This is a genomic window from Candidatus Poribacteria bacterium (assembly GCA_009839745.1).
Taxonomy (GTDB): Bacteria; Poribacteria; WGA-4E; order WGA-4E; family WGA-3G; genus WGA-3G.
Window position 1 is genome coordinate 24097 of record VXPE01000080.1, and the last position, 22002, is coordinate 46098.

A 22002-nucleotide genomic window follows, 5' to 3' on the forward strand; every position below is an offset into this window, starting at 1 on the left:
TGATGGAGCGGTGCCGAGAGGTCAATCGTTAGAAATATGCAACTCAAGCATCTGTTTCTCATCATCACTGCGTTGCTAACGCTGCCACTTACTGCCATCGCCCAAACAGAACACACCGTATTTAGGCACGGTGGTAGCGTTGAAACGGTTGCATACTCCCCCGTGAATGCTTCTCTGTTTGCGAGTGCGGGGGATAGGGGTGCGATTAAGGTATGGAACCTGCACAATGATACCGTGACAACGTTGGGCCGCCATGCGGATACCGTTAACTCCGTCGCCTTCTCCCCAGATGGTAATTTTCTCGCCAGTGGGGGTGACGATTACGTCCTCAAAGTGTGGAATGTTCACCATAAACACCACATCGCAACCTGTGAGCAGATTACCGACCGGACCCGTTCACAAGTCAAGGCGGTTACCTTCTCTCCAAACGGCAGCACGATAGCAACTGGCGGTAGACATGCGAAACTCTGGGATGCACGCACCTACAACGAGATCGTTACGTTCAGGCATACCGACTGGGTCTGGGCGGTTGCGTTTTCCAACGATGGCAGGCTACTCGCCACGGGAGATAATAGCGGCCAGGTGACTGTCTGGGACCTTCAAACACAACGGTCTGTTACACGGATCCTTGCTGATTCGAATGCTGTCTATACTGTTCAGTTTTCTCCGGATGCCCAAATCCTTGCGGGTGCGGGATACGAAGGGAAAGTGAAGTTATGGAAAGCACCGAATTGGATACCGTATGGCACGCTTACCACCAACGGCACAATCTCCAACATGAGTTTCTCACCTGATAGCAGCACACTTGCCACCACAGGCTACACATCTGTCAATCTGTGGGGGGTTAACATCGGCGAGAATATGGGCACGCTCACGGGACACACAGATTGGGTCAGGGGTACTGCCTTTTCTCCGGACGGAAGTTCGCTGATCAGCGGTGGCACGGACACCACGCTCCGACTCTGGGATGTCACGTCCTACCGCTCCACAACGCCAGATATGGTGCGGATTCTCTATTTCCTCCCGCGCGATCGGAGCCTGCAACCCAACATCTGGACGAAGATGGATACACTCATAAGGCGCGTCCAACGCTTTTATGCAGACCAGATGGCCCTTAACGGATTCGGTCGGAAAACCTTCACGTTTGAAACCGATGCAAATGGTCGGATGCTTGCATACCGAGTTGAGGGGCAGTTTAGAGACCAATATTACCATACGGATACGGCAAATAAGGTCTACGATGAAGTCGCGGCTCTGTTTGACACGGAAAAACACGTTTATCTCATCGTCGCAGACATCAGTAGTGAGTTCATTGGGGGAAAAGACAAATGCGGGGTTGGTGGCGGCAATTGGTTTGAAAATGAACTCTTGGTCAGGGCTCGAGGGGGGCGCGCGGTGATCCCTGCCTCGGGGGTGTGTTTCGAGGGGGCGTATGGGGTCGTTGTAACAGCGCACGAACTTGGACACGCGTTCGGCTTAGAGCACGACTTTCGCAATCCGGCGTATCTTATGTCCTATGGCGCAGCACCCGACCGATTGTCGAAGTGTGCCGCCAGTTGGCTGAATGCCAATCGCTTTTTTAACACCGATCAAACCGCCTTCAACGAACCGACAACGATTCAGATGCTCACGCCTTCACGGTACTCCCGAAACGCGAGAAATTTTACGCTCCAATTTGCCGTCAGTGACGTAGACGGTATCCACCAAGCGCAGTTACTGGTGCCGACGACCGTGTTGGACCCAGCGCCCGGTATCAAGTTACACAGCTGTAAGGACTTACACACGCAAAGCAGTCTCCTTGAATTCAGCACGCCGACCTTAACGGTACAGCACATCAACAATGTCGTTCTTCAAGTGATTGACATCCGCGGAAATATTACACGGCGGGATTACACACTCAGAGCCGTGAACGCCTTAGTGTCTGGCAGCGCCGATGTTAACAGAGATGGAATTGCCGCGCCTGAACAACTTCTCGCAACCATAGCGATTCCAACAGAAACCCGTATCTTCGCAAACTACCCGAACCCGTTTAACCCAGAGACGTGGATACCCTATCAGTTATCTGAACCTGCGGAAGTGACGTTGCACCTCTCTTGTGTGGATGGGACACTGGTGCGGACGTTAGCGTTGGGACATCGAGCTGCGGGAACATATCACAGCAAAAGCCGTGCGGCGTATTGGGATGGAAGAAATGAACACGGAGAACGCGTGGCGAGCGGTGTCTATTTCTATACACTGTCAGCAGGGGATTTTACAGCGACACGGAAGATGTTCATCAGGAAGTAGGCAATTGTGCTTGACATCGTACGCCGAGAGTGTTATACTTAACCTCGTAAAGTCAACCCACTTTCTGAAAGGATGTAGGGCCTTGTAGCGGTGGCTAAAATTAGGATGCGTCGGATTCAGCGAAGACGTGCGATATTAACGAAGATACGTTAGGTACAAATCCTCAATCCCTGCCGTGAATTAACCGGAAACCCGCTCGTAATGAAATTATGCCTCAAATGGCATAATTTGTCTTTGCTTTACATTTGGAGAGCGGTCCCAGGGGCCCATAGTTTAAAAAATGGATCTTGGACTTATAGACAAAATTGCAGTCGTAGGTGCCTCAAGCAAAGGACTTGGGCGCGCAATTGCACTCGGTTTAGCACACGAGGGAGCGAAGGTCACTATTTGCGCGAGAGACAGAGCTGCTCTGGAAGCAACGGCAGATGACATTCGCAATCAGACCGACACCGAAGTTTTAGCGGTACCAACCGATGTCAGTCAACCCGATCAGGTTGAAAATCTCATTCGGACAGCGATTGGGCACTTCGGTGGTATCGATATTCTGGTTAACAACGCAGGTGGTCCCAGAGCCGGACGGTTTGATGACTTGGGAGCCCAGGATTATCAAGATGCCGTCCATTTGAACCTAATGAGCACGATAAACCTTTGCCGCGCCGTTGTTCCGACAATGCGGGCACGTGGTGGGGGACGGATTATCAACCTCACTTCTGTCTCTGTCAAGCAACCCGTCGATGGACTGATGCTATCCAATATGGCACGGACAGGGGTCATTGGATTCGCAAAAACCCTCGCGACGGAGTTAGCACCCGATAAAATCCTTGTTAACAATGTCTGCCCCGGTATCATCTTTACAGATCGCATTCGACAACTGGCGACCGTCCGTGCCGAAGAGGGGGGTATTACATTTGATGAGGCACTCGAAAATATGACCGCCGATATCCCGATCGGTAGAATCGGGGACCCAGACGAATTTGCAACCTTAGTCGTTTTTCTTGCATCAGAACGCGCAAGTTACATCACCGGAACGACAATTCAGGTAGACGGCGGCATGGTAAAATCATTACTCTAATACACTTGAACGGAGGCATGATGAACGATGTTAATATCCGTAATCATTCCTGCGTTCAACGAAGATCAGACAATCGGACAGGTGCTGGCGGTCCTCTGTGCCCTGCCCCTTGAGAAACAGATTATTGTTGTCAACGACGGCTCCACCGACGGAACTTACACGGTACTTGAGGAATTGCGAGCGACTCATGAACTGACCGTCGTGCATTGCCAAGAGAACAGAGGTAAAGGATTCGCAATTCAGAGTGGACTCCCGCATGTGAAAGGGGAAGTGGTCGTTATTCAAGATGCAGATATGGAATTGGATCCAGCGGATATCCCTGAACTTGTGAAACCGCTTGAAAAGGAGAACGTTCAAGTAGTTTACGGATCACGGTTTCTGAACGGACGCGGAAACGCCAGTCTCCAGAACTTCATCGCGAACCGTATTCTTGCTACCTATACAAATCTCCTTTACGGATGCCGCATTACCGATGAATCGACAGGCTACAAAGCCTTCTCAACAGAATTGATCACACGTTTAGAGTTAACCTGTGAGGGATTTGAATTCTGTCCGGAGGTCACAGCGAAGATTTTACGGGCAGGCTATCGTATCCATGAGGTGCCGGTCTCCTATGTTCCGCGCACAAAAAAGCAGGGAAAGAAACTCCGATTCTGGTTGGATGGACTTTTTGCCGTATGGACACTCTTAAAATACCGTTTCATTTCAGAAACAGAAATTTTCAAAACATCTGGAGGTTAAATTGCTAATTATGTTTAAAAAAATAGTTTATCCCATACTCATCTTCTTACTGATAGGCGGCGTGTCCCTCTTGGTATTTGGACACAGTAATCTCCCTACCTTGTTAGAAGATGTTAACAAAGACGGTGTCGTGAACATCCAAGACCTGGTACTTGTCGCGGGTTCCTTCGGACAACCCAGGGATCGCAATGCGGAACAGGATCCTGATGTCAATCGCGACGGGATTGTCAATGTTTTAGACCTCGTTCGCGTGAGCAGCAGTTTCGGACAAACCGCCCCGGATGAAAACTCGGCGTATCACGACATTCAGGAATATGTCTTTGACAAGAGTTGTGCGAACAGTGCTTGCCACGCTGCGCCCGCGAATGCTTTTAATTTGAATCTTAGCTACGGATTCTCCTACGAAAATTTAGTTGGTGCTGTGCCACAGAATCCTGCGGCGGCAGCAGCCGGTATGAAACTCGTTGATCCGGGGAATCCAGAGAACAGTTTCCTTTTAACGAAACTGATGGGACCGACAGTCCCGGAACAGGGCGCACGGATGCCGTTCCTTGGTGGCATGCTTCACACGGGTAAAATAGATGCGGTTCGGATGTGGATTGAGGCAGGGGCACCACAGACCGGTAAAATAGCAGGTATCGGGGACCTCGGCGTGCTGCGCGATCCTGACGAGAAATTTGAAGCACCTGCGCCGCCTGCCCCCGGTGAAGGGTATCAACTCCGTTTGCCACCGTTCAAAATTGAACCCGGCACTGAACGGGAAATTTACTACGCTACCCAAATCAGTGATGAAAACGGAAATTCAGTAGACAGAGACATCTTCATTAATAGAGTGGAGATTTTCTATCCTGCTGGGAGCCATCACTTCATCATATATCGGATCACAGAGGATGGGATGGCAAAAGGTCTCTTAGAGAATGGGATCATACCCGATATTGCGGTTAATCCTGAAGACACTTTCCGGGAACTTGACACGGACAACCCAGATCCGGTATTCGGCGTTTTCGGTGCTGATAGACTCTTTGTCGTCGGAACGCAAACCGATGATACGCTGTTTCAGTTTCCTGAGGGGGTTGGCTTGCGAATGCCTGGGGATACCATTTACGACCTGAATTCGCACTACATCAATCTGCTCGGTGACGATACATTGATTGGCGAAACCTACGTTAATATCTACACGATTCCGGAAGAGGAAGTTGAGTACGAAGCTGTTGAAATTTTCGTCAACAATCGGTCTATTAACGTCCCACCCGGAACAACTCGCGTCTCTAAAATGACGTGGCTTGTTGAAGATGAACTTTTTAAACGAGGGCACGATTCGGAGACATCATTGAATGTCTTTTTGCTGACATCTCACATGCATCGGCACGGTGAATTGTTTGAAATTTTTCAGGAATCAACTGACGATTTGCTGCACCGGAGCGTCGCTTACGACGATGCGCCTATCGACCTGTTTAATCCGGTTCTTCTCTTAGATCCAAATGATGGTCTTCACTTTCGGTGTGTCCATAACAACTACGACACGGACGAACCTCTCATTTTCGGACTCACATCTGAAGACGAGATGTGCATTATCTTCGGCTATTACTACATCCCGACCGAAAGTGCGGGAGATATAATTGAATAGTTAATGGCAAGAAAAAATAACTTCATCGAAGCCCTCGCACACCAAATTTTGGTGTGCGACGGTGCTATCGGAACCGAACTCCGCAAACGGATTCCTTCATATTTACAGTGCATCGATGCCTGCAATATTTCTACAGAACATGCCGAGAAAATTGTAGCGGTTCATCGGGCCTATGTCGACGCGGGTGCTGACGTTATTCAGACGAACACCTATCAAGCAAACAAGCAAGCATTAGCAGTCCACGGCTTAGCTGAACAGGTTGAAGAAATTAACAGAACAGGTGTATCTCTGGCACGAGCAGCAGCACAGGAGCACGCCTATGTTGCTGGCTCTGTCGGTCAAATTCCGCTTCAAACCTTAGATACGGCGGTCCCATCCAAGAAGACGATCCGACGGCTTTTCAAGGAACAGATGGACGCTCTTGTGGATGCGGGGATAGACCTTCTCGTCCTCGAAACCTTTGCCTCTCCCAAACAGGCAGAAATCGCTACAAAGCAAGCCCTCACATACAATGTTCCTGTCATCGTTGAAATCAGTGGCGTTTCAGGTGGAACTGTAGGCACTGGGTTAGATGTTCGCGTCTTTGCGCAAGAGCTGGAACAACTCGGCGCGCATGCAGTCGGCATCAATTGTAGAGGCCCCCACGATCTCGTTGAGGCAATGGAGTTACTCGCGCCTGTCATCAAAGCCCCTATTGTCGTGCAACCGAACGCTGGTAATCCGAGAGTAGAACAGGGTGAAATTGCCGTCTCTTACACAGTCGAGGCTGAGGTTTTCAGGGACTACGTTAGTAAGTTAATCGATCTTGGCGCGAACATGATCGGCGGCTGTTGCGGCACAACCCCGACCTACACGGCAAAAATCCGACAGGCTGTCACAGGGCGAAAACCTGTCCAACGAGAGCAGCGTATTTTCGTGCTTCCACAGACGACATCAACGTCCAAATCACCAACCGATAATCCTATCCAGCAAGTCTTTGAAACGCGCGAACGCATCGTAAGTGTAGAGATGCGCGCCAATACTTTTCCGCAATTGCGAGCGATGCTGAGCGAAGCAAAAAACCTCGCTGCAATCGGTGTAGACCTATTTGATGTAACCGACAATTCCGGTGCCGCCGTGAACATCGGGGCTATCGCGACAGCCTATCAACTCCAGCAGGCGACCCAGATTCCGACGCTTATCCATTGGACGACCCGATCCCGTAATCTCATCAGTATGCAATCACATTTACTGGAAGCGGAGACATTGGGGATCCGAGGCATTGTCGCCTTATCCGGCGACCATCCGAAAGCCGGTCCCTATGAGACCGCCAGTCTCGTGCCGGACGTTCGCGGGGCAGTTCAATTGATGCGACTCATCAACCGACTCAATCACGGGGAACTCGCCGACGGCTCGTCAATCGGTAAACCGTGCGGTTTCTACTACGGCGGCGGCTTCACAATCGCTGAGAATCTACAACCACACGTCAAGCATCTCGCCAATAAAATCGCACAAGGGGCGAAGTTTGCTTACACACAACCGGTTTGGACATACCAGGATATTATCCGCGCGCAGCAGGCAACGGAACATCTCGATATAAAGATTCTCTACGGTATCCTACCTCTCACGAGTTTCCGAAGCGCGTCCTATCTACGCGACAATTTGGGACTTTACATCCCGCAGTTTATTGTCGACAAATTCCGAGACCTCGGAGACACCGCTGGACATGAACTCGGTATGCAACTGAGCTTAGAATTGGTTCAGGAAATCCGTAACCAAGATGACACCGCAATCGACGGTATCTACCTGATCCCGCCTGCTCGCATGAATTGGAAAAATAGAGCCAGGGTCATCTCAGAAATCGTTAAAACCTATAGAGATGCCCCCCTACGGGGTTGAAGATTAAACAGTTCCCGAAACCGTAGCTCGTAATGAAATTAGGTCCTCCTTAAATGGCATGATTTGTCTCTGCTTTACATTTGGAGAGCGGATACCCGGAGAGACATTTGAAACCCCTAACCCATCTCACCGAACCGCAAGGAAAAATCAAAACACGCATTACAGGGCGCTCGCTTCTCTTAGGCGTCCTCCTCATCCCAGTCAATGTCTATTGGATGACGCTTGTGGAGGTGAAGTATTACTCCCTCGACGGTTCGTGCCTCCCGCTATTTATCCAACCCGTTTTCATCATGTTCGTCTGTGTTGTCGCCAACCTTGTGTTGAAACGCATCGCACCGCGTCAGATGCTGCAGCAAGGAGAACTGCTTGCTATCTACATTATGGTCGCGATTTCCTGCACGTTTGCGGGGCACGACACGATGCAAAATATGTTCGGCAGCATCGCGCATCCGTTTCGATTTGCGACTGAAGAAAACGAGTGGCAGACGCTCTTTTTTCGGTATCTACCCGCGTGGCTCACCGTTTCCGACGCGCAAAGTTTGCAAGGGTTTTACGAAGGAGAAGCCACCTTCTATACAAACCACAACTTTACCGTTTGGACCAAACCGTTGCTCTTCTGGGGACTCTTTTTCCTGATTATGATGTTCATGATGCTCTGCATCAACACACTCGTTCGGAAGCGGTGGGCAGAGCAGGAAAAGTTGGCGTATCCGATTATCCAACTCCCGCTCGGGCTTTCGGAAGATGGGGGCATCAGCCTCCTCAAAAATCGGATGATGTGGATTGGATTCAGCATCGCCGTCGTCATCGGCGTGATTAACGGGATTCACTATCTCTTTCCACAGTTCCCAGAGATCCCTTATATCAAACGGACAGCCGTCTTCCGAGACATCTTCACCGACCGTCCATGGAACGTTATTCGCGGCACTCGAATCTCCGTTTACCCCTTCGCAGTAGGATTGGCGTTTTTTCTACCACTGGATCTCTCGTTTTCGTGCTGGTTTTTCTTTGTTGTTCGCTTAGCGGAATTTGTTATCGGTGCCGCACTCGGCACCCGCTATTTCCCTGCGCTCAATGAGCAGGCGTATGGTGCCTGGATCTCGCTTTTCCTACTCGCTGTCTGGGTCACGCGGCGTCACTTGACTGAGGTCATGAAAAAGGTGTTTGGGTTTAACTCGCGCCTCGATGATTCCGACGAACCGATGCCTTACCGCGCCGCTTTCCTCGGCATACTCGGCTCGCTCATCGCTCTCGGTATCTTTTCCTCTATAGCCGGAATGTCTTTATGGGTGGCAGGCATCTTCTTTGGTATCTATTTTCTGCTCTCCTTTGCGATTACCCGTGTGCGCGCAGAACTCGGGACCCCTCATGAAATTTACTACGTCAATCCACACGACATGCTGGCGACAGTCGGCGGCACTCGGCAGTTTGACACAAGCAGCCTCACCATCATGTCCCTTTTCTACTGGTTCAATCGCGGCTACCGCAATCACCCGATGCCGAATCAGATTGAGGCGTTTAAACTTGCAGAATCAACGGGAATGGGTAACCGACGTTTGTGGATGGCGATGCTAATCGCGATTGTCGTCGGTATTCTGGTGACCTTCTGGGCAAACCTTGACATCACCTTCCGTAACGGTGCGGTTGCAAAAGCAGGCGGTTTCAAAGGATGGGTCGGTAGAGAATCGTTCAGTAGACTGCAACGCTGGTTACATAATCCGACAGAACCGAATGTAATCGGCATCGGTTTCATGGGCATCGGCGCGCTCCTGACGTTCGTGATGATGTATATGCGGATGCATTTCTTGTGGTGGCCCTTCCACCCCGCGGGCTATGCCCTTGCGATTAGTTTCGCAATGGATTACTTCTGGTTCGCCTTCTTCGTGGCGTGGTTCCTGAAGTTGATGATTTTACGGCACGGGGGTTTACGGTTGCACCGCAAAGTCGCACCGCTCTTTTTAGGACTCATCTTAGGCGATTACGTCATCGGTAGCATCTGGGCAATTATCGGACCCTCATTCGGTTTGCGGACCTATAAAATTTTTATTTGAGAGCGAAAGACATGAACCTACCCCTCGGGAAACTGAAACCCGATTTTTTAAAAGAACTGCTGCCCACGCCCGATAGAGATACAAGCGTGGTCGTCGGTCCACAACTCGGTGAAGATGCTGCAGTGATGGCGTTAGGGGACACCTATCTCGTTGCCACCAGCGATCCGATTACCTTTGCGACTGAAGATATTGGATGGTACGTGGTATGCGTCAATAGCAATGACATCGCTGCGATGGGTGCGGTGCCGAAATGGTTGCTGGTAACCCTGTTGTTACCCGAAGATACAACGACACCGACAACGGTTCGCGACATCATGTCGCAAATCACGCGGGCATGTGCGGCGTTTGACATCTCGCTCTGCGGTGGACATACCGAAGTCACACCAGCCGTAACACAACCCGTTGTCATCGGGCAGATGATGGGGGTTACCGACAAAAATACCCTGTTCACTTCGGCGGATGCCCGCGCAGGGGATGTCCTGATTCTCACAAAAGGCCTCGGTATTGAAGCGATGGCAATCATCGCACGCGAGCGTGAAGAGCAGTTGCGTGAAAGATACGATGCCCAATTCCTGGAGCAGGCGAAGAACTATCTCACGGATCCCGGAATTTCAGTGCTAAAAGATGCCCAAATTGCAATCGCTACAGGCGGCGTGCACGCCATGCACGATGTCACAGAGGGGGGTGTCACGACTGCCGTTTATGAATTGGCAACTGCGGCTGGGTTAGGGGTGACCGTCTATTCGGATAAACTGCTCGGCTCCTCCATCCTATACGGAAACATAACACGGACACTGTGTGAGTTGTTTGGACTCAACCCACTCGGTGTCATTTCATCTGGTGCCATGTTAATCGCCTCGGAACCTGAAAAAGGCGAAACAATTTGTCAAGCCCTCCGTATGGCCGGTATCAACGCGGACATTATCGGAAAGTTTTCGCCACCTGAGCACGGATTGTGGTTGGAAGATGCCACCGGCACACAACAACGACTCCCTATTTTTGAGACGGACGAAATCGCCAAACTTTTTAGTAGCAATACCCCTTAAACACCACATCCCTATCCACGCACATTACAGGTAGTAGGCTTTTCGCTGTAGGATTGACCTCCGAGTCGGCAAGGTTTCCCAAGAATCGGCAAAAAATCGAAAACTGCATAGTTCTGAAAATGCTCCTGTCCCCCTTGACATCCCCTCGGAATTACGCTATAATGCAAACTATCAGTCTATTACCGATTACCGGAGGAAATAAAGCATGGCAACCCCCGCAGCACAAACATACCTCACCCCTGAAGAATACATCGCTTTTGAACGCAAATTCCTTCCAGATTCGGAAATAATCAGGCATGAGTACTTAAACGGTGAGTTGATCGCGATGTCCGGGGCGAGCCGCGAGCATAATCTCATTACTATCAATGTATCTACTGCCCTCCATACCCGTTTGAGAGGCAGCAGATGTGAGACCTACGCGAACGATATGCGCGTGAGCACGCCTACGACAACATCCTATTTCTATCCAGATGTCGTTGTCGTTTGTGAAGAACCCCGCTTTGAAGATGATGTTTTCGATACACTCCTTAACCCTATCCTTTTGGTAGAAGTGCTTTCACCCTCAACCAAAGCGTATGACCGCGGTGAAAAATTCGCGCACTACCGACACCTCTCATCGTTGCAGGAATATCTCCTCGTCGCGCAAGATGAGGTTTGTGTGGAGCATTACCGCCGCCAAAAAAAACAGTGGATCTTCACCGAATTCCAAGATATTGAGGAAAGCCTACCACTCGCCTCCATCCAATGCGAATTGCCTTTGCAGGAAATCTATGAACGCATCATATTTCCTGATTAATGTTGGAACAACCCTGCGATGCTAAACAGCACAAACGGATACTTACAAAGTTTCACATTTGCAATTTTGACAACATAGTGGGAAGGGTGTAATTATGAAATACCCACTTGATAAATCTGAAAACAGGCGAATCCCAGGAATCTCGAGAGGACATAAGGATATGGACAGGAGGGACAACACTACTGATGTTTGGTACCGGTGCACTTACATTGATGATACATGATCCAAACTCTATTGCTGATATCACCCATCTGCTCGGATTCGTGGCTGTTGTTTTTTACTCTATGTTTTTACGGAAGTCTCGATAACCCAGGACTATTTACACAATAGTTTGGACAATTTTTAGACATAGCACTCCGCTGGAGTGCGGGATCGCTATGATTGGTTCCTATAGACATATTGCTCCGCTGGAGCAAGGTTTCCGACATCCAAAACTCATAGAAAAACAGAACACCTTTGAAAACACGACACAAAACCGATAGAAACTGTCCAAACTATAGTTATATTTAATAGAACTTAACAAATCACTCTTTGTATGGAGGTATTTCAATGACAACGCGACTTGAACAAGCTTTTACAGAAGCATCAAAACTCTCACCGAAGGAACAAGATGCCCTGGCAGATTGGGTACTTGCTGAACTCCGGTCTGAAAAAAAATGGGATCAATTATTCGCCAGTTCTCAAAAGGTATTATCTAAACTGGCTTCTGAAGCACTCAGCGAACATCGTAGTGGTCAAACACAGGAATTAGATCCAGACCGACTATGAATTCAAAAACGACGAAACGCTTCCGTCAGATGCTCTCGAGATTATCGCGTGACATTCGACAGCAAGCAAGAGAAGCTTACCGACTCTTCAGCAAGGATCCACGCCAACCACGGGCCAAATGGATATGTCCCTTCGTGATGTTTTCTAACACCATGACGCGTCCCTTGAATACCACCTAATTTTAGGGTATTATACAAGCAATGAACACCGAATTGCGAGACTATCCGCTGACAAGCAGCATCATTAAGTTAAAAACCGGTCGGGTCCAACTCACAATCGTAAAGGACCCCGATTGGTTTCTCGAACAACTCAGTCGAGAGGACGCCCAAGGCAAGCTCTACCTCCCCTATTGGACCTATCTCTGGGAGTCTTCGATCGGTCTCGCCCGCCATATAGAAAAAATCGGCACTCGCCTAAAAGATGCACATATCTTAGAAATCGGATGCGGATTCGGGTTGGCAGGAATTGTCGCCTGCCAGATGGGGGGGCGCGTGATTTTCACGGATGCGGAACAAGAGGCACTCCGCTTCGCATGCCACAACGCCGAGCAGAACGGTGTGAGCCAACGTGCCGATTTCGTCCAAATGGATTGGAACACCCCCTGTTTCAATCGCAAATTTCTGTTCATTCTCGCCGCCGATGTCATTTATGAAGAACCGCATTGGATACCGATCGTGACGCTACTCCAAGCGTATCTCGCCCACAACGGGGTCGCCCTCTTTTCTGAACCGAATCGTAGCAACGCGTCCGGTTTTTTCAAACGGCTCACCGACAACGGCTTTGTCTATCAAAAAACCTCCTACCCTGTCACATTAGACGGACAAACCTCTCAAGTTTCTATCTATACTGTCCGACGCGCGAGCGCATGAATGGCGTTGTCCTTGTAATATCTCTTCCAATCTTCCCTTCTTCCAGCCTTCCAATCTTCTTTTTCCATATTGCCCAAAAAACAGGAAAAAAGGCGAGTCCTCTGCTAAAAAAATAGGCAAAAATTCGCGTCCCATGGACTTTCTGTGCAGTTTCCGTTTTGAAGGAGCCTTATGAACCCTAAAGAAATCAGGAATCCGATCTTTTGGCAAGGTTTTTGCTAATGGTGTATTGAGGTTAATATTCCTCGTTGTCTCAGCATAGCAGATCGCGAACCCCAAGCTTGAAACGAAGTGGAAAGCGACTCGAGCACGAAAAACGTCAAAGCACAAACCCTGTCGTTTATCCGCAAGGTAAATTTAAAAAATTGGGAAAGGGTCGAGGATGGAAGCAGCTACCTCAACGCCGGGGACCCCACCTGCGTACGGGACGGGTAATCCGTCCTCTACAAAGGGACGAATCTTAATCATTGATAACAATCCAGAGCGCGCACACGCGTTAATCCAGATACTGGAAGCGAGCCTTTACAAAGTCGCTGTCCCTGTGCGTCTACAGGAAGGTTTGACTGGGCAGGTTACACGGATAAAACCAGACATCATATTGATCGGCGTTGACTTCCCAGGGCAAACGGTTCTCGGTTGGGTTGCATCCCTCCATGAAAGTTATCCGTGTCCGACAGTCATGTTTTCACGTGATGAACGATCGGAAACAATTCAAGCGGCAACGCGTGCGGGTGTTTCCGCGTATGCTGTCGGGAAACTTACGGGTGCCCGAGTAAAAACCATTATTGAGGCAGCTGTCGCCCGGTTCTATGAGTATCGGGCATTGCAAGAAGAACTTGAAAAAACGAAAATAAACCTTGCCGAACGTAAAATCATTGAACGTGCAAAGGAAGTGGTCGCACAGCAACGTGGCTGCAACGAATCACAAGCGTATCAAATTTTGCGGAAGATGGCGATGAATCGTAGAAAACGGCTCGCAGAAATTTCACAAGACGTGCTATCTGTCGCGGATGTATTGACGAACAAATTGTAGAGTAGTGCCTGTTCAAAGGTGAACAAAGTATTCACATCAGCATACGACCGATGTGTTCCGCACTACTGTGATGATAACGATAAACCTAACCGAAGGTGGCATATAAAATAAAGACAAATTGCGCCGCGACGGCACAATTTAGGTCTGGACACAGGTGTCCATTCAGTTTTACGGACGAGGTGACCTCGCCCCTACGGCTGATGGATGCCTTTTTTAATTTTTAATTATACCTGGCGGTTCGGTAAGGGGAATTAGCAACTTCACGTGGTTTTCCGTATACCCGCCTGCGCCGTTGTTGCAGGCTGCTGATATTGATTATTTCCTTTTTTGAAGTGTAGTCCGTAACGAAGTGGAGGACGGATAGAAGAAAAAGCACTTCAAAGTCAAGTCCATGTTATTCCTCCACAAGGTAAAATTAAAAGATCGGTTTTGAAGGAGATTCAAAAGTGAACCAATTGAAAAAGAAAACGATTTCGAGAAGTCGAGGGGTGCGTTCAGCACCGAGTTTGAAAAGCGAGAGGGTTTCCAAAAAAGCAAGGTCCAAGATAAACGCTGCGGAAACCCTGAAGCGAGACAAAAACGGACTTGAGGTCATTAATGACATTCCCAACTACATTCGGGAGGGTTGGGAATCTATTCCCCCGAACGAACGGGATCGGCTTAAGTGGGTAGGTGTCTTTTTCCGAAAGCAAACCCCCGGCGAATTCATGATGCGTCTCCGTATGTCAAGTGGTTTCAGCAATTCCGATCAACTTCGCGCTATTGCTGAAATCAGTGAAGCACACGGACCCGGGTTTGTCGATCTCACGACGCGCCAGCAGATCCAACTTCGAGGTTTCACGATCAAGAATGTCCAACATATCTGGAATCGGCTTGAAGAGGTCGGTTTAGGTTCACTCCAAACGGGTTTCGATAATATTCGCGGTGTCATCGGATGTCCCGTTGCGGGATTGACACCGAACGAACTCTTTGATGCATCGCAGGTCGGCAGGGAATTCACAAAACTCTTTGTCGGGAATAAGGAATTCACCGATATTCCGCGGAAGTTTAACGTCGGTATCACAGGCTGCTTGGATAACTGCACGCATACCGCCTCACAGGATATCGCCCTCACACCCGCGGTCAAAGAGATTGACGGTGAAAAAACAAACGGCTTTAATGTCGCAGTCGGTGGAAAGATGGGCTCCGGTGGCTACACGCCAGCGCAACCCCTTGACGTGTTTATTACGCCGAAAGAAGCCTCAGTTTTGTGTGCGGATATTACGTTAATTTTTCGAGAGCACGGACCTCGGATAGCTCGCAATAAATCCCGCCTTGCTTTTCTGATTGCAGATTGGGGGGCAGGAAAATTCCGAGAAGAATTAGAAAGACGTCGGCACAGAAAGCAGCCGCTCCTGACTGCGGGGAAAGACGCACGCGGTAAGAAAAAGACGGATCACACCGGTATCTTCTCACAGAAACAGCCGGGGCTCAACTACGTCGGGCTTGTTGTCCCAGTCGGACGGATTACAACAACGCCCCTTTTTGAGGTCGCACGGATCGCAGATAAATACGGCAACGGCAACATCCGTCTCACACAAGGACAGAATTTAATTATCACCAACGTGCCAGATGCAAAAATCGGAGACCTCACCGCAGAACCGCTCCTACAAGAACTCCGCTATGATCCTTCGGAAGTCATGCGCGGCATGGTAAGTTGCACAGGCATTGACTACTGCCACTTCTCGCTGATTGAAACCAAAGAACGCGCCATGGAAGCGATCCGGCATCTGGAGGCGAAACTCGGCAATACGAAACCGCTTACGATACATTGGTCAGGATGTCCAAACGGATGCGGCAACCACGCCGCTGCAGACATCGGACTCCTCGGTAAGAAAACCAAAATTGACGGGGTCGTCACGGATGCAGTGGACGTATTTCTTAAAGGAGATGCCGGGGCGAATCCGAAAATCGCGCCGAAGTTATTAGAAAACGTGCCTTGCGATGAACTACCGCAAGTGCTTGAGGGACTCATTCCTTACCTTTCACGTAGATCTTTTTAATTATGGGCCCCTGGGCTGCGCTCCATTACATTACGCGCAGGTTTTTGACAAGTTTCGACTATATTTGTGAATTTTGATATTTCTTTTCTCAAACCAAAATTGTAGCCTGCAACAATACGCAGAAATACACAGAAATACCCAAGCAAAGCCCCCTGCTGAATGCCACACGCGCAAATGTAATACAAGGAACGGATGTCGTCTATTCCCAGACGACATCCAGCGTTGATTCGCAAAAACATGCAGGCGGATATACGGAAAGGAGATAGAAACCTCCAATCCACCTGACCGAACCGCAAGGAAAATTTAAAAAAGGAAAATTTAAAAAATGGACATAAAAAACAAAGCAACACAGATAAAACTTTTCAGTTTAAAAACCGTTCAGATGCGCACGTTCCATACAACATGGTTTGCATTCTTTCTCGCCTTTTTTGGGTGGTTTGGCATTGCACCGCTAATGGCGATTGTGCGTGAAGACCTGATGCTAACAAAAGCAGAAATTGGGAACACGATTATCGCCTCCGTTGCAATCACAGTTATCGTGCGAATCTTAATCGGACCGCTGTGCGACCGGATCGGCTCTCGAAAGGCATACACGTGGCTGTTGATCCTCGGCTCACTGCCGGTCATGGGTATCGGTCTCGCTCAGAGCTACGAAACGTTTCTGCTATTCCGCTTGGCGATCGGTGCCATCGGTGCTGCGTTCGTCATCACACAGTATCATACATCAACGATGTTCGCCCCGAACTGTGTCGGGACAGCGAATGCGACAACGGCAGGCTGGGGGAACCTCGGCGGCGGTGTTACGCAGATGGTGATGCCTCTCATCTTTACCGCCGTGCTCAGTGTCGGTGTGGACAAATTCCTCGGATGGCGGTTGGCAATGATTATTCCTGGGATCGCTCTGTTTATCACGGGTTTCGCGTATTACTTTCTTACCCAAGACGCACCCGATGGAAACTATAAAGAGCTCCGTGACCGAGGTGACCTCGAACCCGCAAAAGGCAAGGGCATGGAGTCTTTCATGCTGGCGATTAAAGACTATCGCGTCTGGGCACTCTTTGTCATTTACGCTGCCTGTTTCGGGATAGAACTCACCATCAACAACGTCGCTGCCCTCTATTATCACGACCAGTTCCAGTTAGATGTCAAAACTGCTGGACTCATCGCGGGGTTGTTCGGTCTGATGAACATCTTTGCGCGGACAGTCGGTGGTGCTTTTTCCGATTTCTTTGCGAAAAAGATGGGACTTCGCGGACGCGTCATGTTCCTCTTCGTTGTCCTGTTAGGCGAAGGGATCATGCTGATGGTGTTCTCGCAGATGGCAGTCCTTGTGCTCGCTGTCGGAGCGATGATTGTTTTCAGTCTCTTTGTGCAGATGTCCGAGGGGGCAACATACGGAATCGTTCCCTTCATCAATCGAAAGGCGTTAGGAGCGGTTGCCGGTATTGTGGGTGCGGGTGGAAACGCTGGCGCAGTCGCCGCGGGTTTCCTGTTCCGTTCTGAGAGCATCACGATGCAGCAAGGTTTGTTATATCTCGGCATAACGGTCGCAGTCGCCTCCGTTGCGACAGCGTTGGTGAGATTCTCACCCGCAGTCCAAAACGCGGAGAAGAAAGCATTTGATGCCGCACTTGCTGAGAGACAACGCCTGAAAGCGGAAGCTTTTTAATTTATGGGTCCCTGGGCCGCTCTCCACTTCGTTGCGAGCGGGTTTTTGTTAAAATTCATGCTCGTCTCTAAAAAGGAATACAGGATACACTGAAAACCTGCCTGTAATGAAATGGAAAGCAGGGTAGAAACTTAATAATTGGAAAAACGAAACTGTAGCCTGCAACAACGGCGCAGGCAACTCTACGGAGAGGCACTTCATGTATCAAACCCACCTCACCGAACCGCAAGGAAAAATTAAAACAGGAAAAGCGGTGTGTCCGTATTGCGGAGTCGGTTGCGTCATCCGCGCAACCGTGCGTGATAACAAAATCACGAGAATTTCAGCGGACGACGACATCGCGCCGAACCACGGAATGCTCTGTCCAAAAGGTGCCCACCTCAAACAAGTCTTTCAACACCACGATGGCAGACTCGCGTATCCCATGATTCGTGATCGCCGGAATGAACCGCCACATCGGGTTTCGTGGGACGAAGCCATCGCCTTCACAGCAAATCGACTTCACGAAATCCAATTGGAACACGGCAAAGATTCTATCGGTCTCTACGGCTCCGGACAATTGGACACAGAGGCGTCCTACGTTTTCAATAAACTGTTCAAAGGCTTCCTCCGGACAAATAACGTAGACACGAACAGTCGGCTCTGTATGTCTTCGGCGGTAGTCGGTTACATGCAGTCGTTCGGTTCCGATGGACCCCCGACCTGTTACGACGATATTCAGCATGCCGATGTTTTTCTGATTATCGGCGCGAATATGGCGGTAAACCATCCCGTCCTCTTCCAGATGATTCGGAAACGGCGGGCAGTTGAACCGAATACCCGAATTATTACTGTAGATCCGAGACGCAGCAAGACAGCCGAATTTTCAGACATCCATGTGCCGCTCGCTCCCGGAAGCGATGTCGCCTTCCTCCAACTCATCGCCAAGCGCCTCCTCGCGATAGGACGGGTCAATCGACGGTTCGTCCGAAGGAGCACCGAAAACTTCAGCGCTTACGAAAACCATTTGGATAGCTTAGACGAAGACGCACTTCTCACTGCCTGCGATATTCACCCAGCACGTATTGATGAGATCGTCGAATACCTCTCTAAACCGAGCCGTTTGCTCAGTTTCTACTGCCAAGGCACCAATCAAAGCACAAGCGGTGTTGACAAAAATGTCGCTATCATCAACCTACACCTCCAGTTAGGTGAAGTCGGTATTAGAGGTGCCGGTCCGTTTTCACTCACAGGACAACCGAACGCGATGGGGGGTAGAGAGGTCGGCTATCTATCACACCAGCTGCCCGGCTACCGCGTCGTCACGAACGAGATGCATCGTGCGTATCTGGAAGGGTCATGGCGTGTTCCACCCGGCAGCCTCGACCCGAATCCCGGTCTAACAGCGGTCCCGATGTTTGAGGCGGCGGCTGAGGGTAAAGTTCGCGCACTTTGGATCGCTTGCACGAACCCGGCGGTGAGTATGCCCGACACAAAGGTGTCACAAGCAGGACTCCGCCGTGCCGATTTGGTTATCGTTCAGGATTGTTATTACCCCACAGAGACATCGGAATACGCCGATGTGATACTTCCCGCAGCGCAGTGGGGTGAAAAGCAAGGCACCATGACGAACAGTGAACGGCTTGTCGTCCGAAGTGAGCAGTTCCTCACGCCTCCCGGTGAAGCAAAACCGGATTGGTGGATATTCACGCAAGTCGCAAAAGCGATGGGATTTAAGCGGAATTTCGACTTCTACACCCCCGAAGAGGTATGGGATGAATATCGGCTTTTGACAGCAGGCACACCGTGCGATCAGATGGGGATGACGAATGAACGACTCGCGAAAACTTCACTTCGCTGGCCCTGTCCTTACCCGCGACACCCTGGGACCCCCCGCCGGTATACGCGTAGGAAGTTTTTAACCGAGTCCGAGAAGGCACAATTCCATACGCCTGTCTATCAACCTCCCGATGAAAACACCGATGAGGAGTTCCCCCTCGGTTTAACGACAGGGCGGGTTGAGAGCCAGTGGCATACCCGCACTCGAACGGGCAAGGTGCCGCAGCTGGTGCGCAAAGACCCGGACCCCTTTGTGGAAATCCATCCAGATGATGCGATAGAGAACGATGTACAGGACGGTGAATGGGTGTATCTCGTCGGGCGACGCGGACGGTGTTATGCGAAGGCACGTGTCACAGAGACAATTCGACGCGGATTGCTTTTCACGCCGTTCCATTGGGGGGATCTCTTCCACCCAGAAACCAATTCAAATTATGTAACGAACCCTGCGTTTGATCCGGTATCCAAGCAACCGGAATTAAAATTCTGCGCCGTGCGGATTGAACCTGATAATTCGGAGGCGGGACCCCCTATTTAAGGGGTCCCTATCTAAAATTTTCCCGTGAAGGACGTTCTTGCACCACAGGTATCACGTAACTCCGAATCGTCAATCCATCTATCGTCTCTGTCTCAGTGTGCGGTTTCGGCACCTCGCGGTGATCGAACACCACGTAGTAGCCTTCTGTTACATCTTCCGTTGACAGATACGCCGCGAGTTGTTGCTTCCCTTCGGTATAACCTCTTTCGCTTCTCCAAATCTTTGTTTCAACGATGTATTTTTTTTCGTTGTGAAGAATGAGCAGGTCCATCCTGCCGCGACCGGTTGGGACTTCCATATACATCGCCCCGTTCACGCTGTTAACGAACTGATCAAGGTAGGCAAAGAGGAGATGCTGTCCGATGAATTCTTGAGGGGTTTCGGGGACTTGTAGGATCCTAAACCCAGCGCGAGCAATAAAGTCACGGAAGTTGTCTAAGAGCCGTTCCATCTGAATCTCCCCAGTGGACGTGAGATACTGAAATCCATCGGTATCTTCAGGGAAATAGTCGCGTTCCAACCCGTTGACTATCGGCTTGAATGCTTGTATGATTCGGTAGAGATAAATCGGGTTAGTAATTTCACACTTTCTGTCAGTGCCTTTCGTGATGACCCCATACGTGGCGAGTTCATTGATAATGTCATTATCAGGGTTAAATGGCACGCTGTTCTCATAAGAAACGATTCGCATCAGTATGGTTTGAAAGCGCGGGTCTTTGCGGATATTGGTCAGGAGATGTTCAATGTTGGTGTTCCGTTCATCTAAGAGTTGACTGTGTGCCTCTGCAAAGTGGGTCATTGTCAGCGTTTCAGTTTTGGCGATGTCCATCTCCTCGGTAAGTATCTGTGCGAACCGATTAACAAGGAAAGGCTGTCCCCCTGTCTGTCTGTGAACGGACTCAATCACTTCTGAGACGAAGGCTTGCCCGGTATCGTCGGTGTATTGCCAAAGGAGTTCTTGCACCTGAGCCAGCGTAAAATTGGGCAAAGCAAAATCGTCATGGATATTGAAGGGGGAGACAGAGCGATCATAGTCAAGTTGCGCGATACTTTTGACCCCCACAATGCCAAGGCTGTGGGGACATTGAAGCGTAGTATGAGTGACGTAAGTATGTCGAAAGGCGTGCAGAAAACCCTTCAGGGCAGATGTGGGGATGCCATCAAACTCGTCTATAATGAGGACGACTTTCTGCCAATGTTCTCCATCCTTCAAGAAACGCTGAACCTGTTCAAAAAACTCCAGCATTGACAAATGGTTGGTCATCTGGGCATTGTCAAGAAAACGCTTTAGGGCTTCGTCAAGTTCCTCTCCGCGACTTTGGAAAACGCGTTCAATTTCTTTGTGAATCTGTTTGGTGAGAGAGTCGTAAAATTCGGAACGGCTGCAGTCTACATATATTTCAAAATTCAGTTGAATAGGGAAATAGGTTAGGTCTTCAGCAGCGAGTGCTGCAACGGCACGTTGGAAAAAAGTCGTTTTACCTGTCTGCCGCGGCGCGAAGATGACAATATAACGTCCCTCTTTGACGCGCTTGATGAACTCGGTGAGTTCCTCAGTCCGAGCGACAACATAGTGCTGTTCAGGGTTCACGGGTCCCTGTGTACCGAACCTTCTCATGTCTATTGCTCCTCATTATCTCACCGGGATACGGGTTCATCAAAAAAAAAAACGATGAATCCCTTCACAACCATCGTCAAAATAATACGGCATTTGTGATAGCACCCAACGCCTAAAGGCGTGGGCTTCGGTTTCGTTGCGACTGCGTTC

Annotated in this window: 15 protein-coding genes; 14 read left to right on the top strand and 1 reads right to left on the bottom strand. The window is 49.8% G+C overall.

Translation table 11 applies throughout. The features are described 5' to 3' along the window. The first annotated feature begins 36 nt into the window (after positions 1-36). The 14 genes from F4X88_13455 to F4X88_13520 all read left to right on the top strand — a co-directional run bounded on the left by F4X88_13455 (position 37) and on the right by F4X88_13520 (position 20234). A complete protein-coding gene (locus F4X88_13455; GenBank protein MYA57294.1) occupies positions 37-2286 on the top strand; it encodes a hypothetical protein in 2250 nt (749 codons plus the stop codon). A 280-nt stretch (positions 2287-2566) separates the two neighbouring features. After that, the gene (locus F4X88_13460) at positions 2567-3358 is read left to right on the top strand and encodes an SDR family oxidoreductase (protein ID MYA57295.1); all 792 of its coding nucleotides are present in this window, start codon (positions 2567-2569) and stop codon (positions 3356-3358) included. A gap of 27 nt (positions 3359-3385) precedes the next feature. After that, positions 3386-4099, top strand: coding sequence for a glycosyltransferase family 2 protein (locus F4X88_13465; GenBank protein MYA57296.1), 714 nt, complete (start codon positions 3386-3388; stop codon positions 4097-4099). A gap of 10 nt (positions 4100-4109) precedes the next feature. After that, on the top strand, positions 4110-5726 hold the full coding sequence (locus F4X88_13470) for a hypothetical protein (protein ID MYA57297.1): 1617 nt from the start codon (positions 4110-4112) through the stop codon (positions 5724-5726). A 3-nt stretch (positions 5727-5729) separates the two neighbouring features. Then, complete coding sequence (locus F4X88_13475) at positions 5730-7604, top strand: bifunctional homocysteine S-methyltransferase/methylenetetrahydrofolate reductase (protein ID MYA57298.1); 1875 nt, start codon at positions 5730-5732, stop codon at positions 7602-7604. A 107-nt stretch (positions 7605-7711) separates the two neighbouring features. Then, on the top strand, positions 7712-9655 hold the full coding sequence (locus F4X88_13480) for a hypothetical protein (protein ID MYA57299.1): 1944 nt from the start codon (positions 7712-7714) through the stop codon (positions 9653-9655). Positions 9656-9666: 11 nt separating this feature from the next. Next, positions 9667-10701, top strand: a complete 1035-nt coding sequence (locus tag F4X88_13485; GenBank protein MYA57300.1) for a hydrogenase expression/formation protein — start codon at positions 9667-9669, stop codon at positions 10699-10701. 205 nt (positions 10702-10906) lie between these two features. Further along, complete coding sequence (locus tag F4X88_13490) at positions 10907-11497, top strand: Uma2 family endonuclease (protein ID MYA57301.1); 591 nt, start codon at positions 10907-10909, stop codon at positions 11495-11497. Between the two features lie 549 nt (positions 11498-12046). Next, complete coding sequence (locus F4X88_13495; protein MYA57302.1) at positions 12047-12265, top strand: hypothetical protein; 219 nt, start codon at positions 12047-12049, stop codon at positions 12263-12265. A gap of 200 nt (positions 12266-12465) precedes the next feature. Continuing rightward, positions 12466-13134, top strand: a complete 669-nt coding sequence (locus tag F4X88_13500; GenBank protein MYA57303.1) for a methyltransferase domain-containing protein — start codon at positions 12466-12468, stop codon at positions 13132-13134. A gap of 382 nt (positions 13135-13516) precedes the next feature. Then, positions 13517-14167, top strand: a complete 651-nt coding sequence (locus F4X88_13505) for an ANTAR domain-containing protein (GenBank protein ID MYA57304.1) — start codon at positions 13517-13519, stop codon at positions 14165-14167. A 446-nt stretch (positions 14168-14613) separates the two neighbouring features. After that, positions 14614-16209 (top strand): ferredoxin--nitrite reductase, encoded by a 1596-nt coding sequence (locus F4X88_13510; protein ID MYA57305.1) that lies wholly within the window; start codon positions 14614-14616, stop codon positions 16207-16209. A 325-nt stretch (positions 16210-16534) separates the two neighbouring features. Next, on the top strand, positions 16535-17878 hold the full coding sequence (locus F4X88_13515; GenBank protein ID MYA57306.1) for an MFS transporter: 1344 nt from the start codon (positions 16535-16537) through the stop codon (positions 17876-17878). Between the two features lie 199 nt (positions 17879-18077). Next, positions 18078-20234, top strand: a complete 2157-nt coding sequence (locus F4X88_13520) for a nitrate reductase (GenBank protein ID MYA57307.1) — start codon at positions 18078-18080, stop codon at positions 20232-20234. 7 nt (positions 20235-20241) lie between these two features. Here F4X88_13520 and F4X88_13525 read toward each other — a convergent pair whose 3' ends face one another. Next, entirely contained in the window at positions 20242-21852 is a 1611-nt protein-coding gene (locus F4X88_13525) for an AAA family ATPase (GenBank protein ID MYA57308.1), read from the bottom strand. Positions 21853-22002 lie beyond the last annotated feature (150 nt).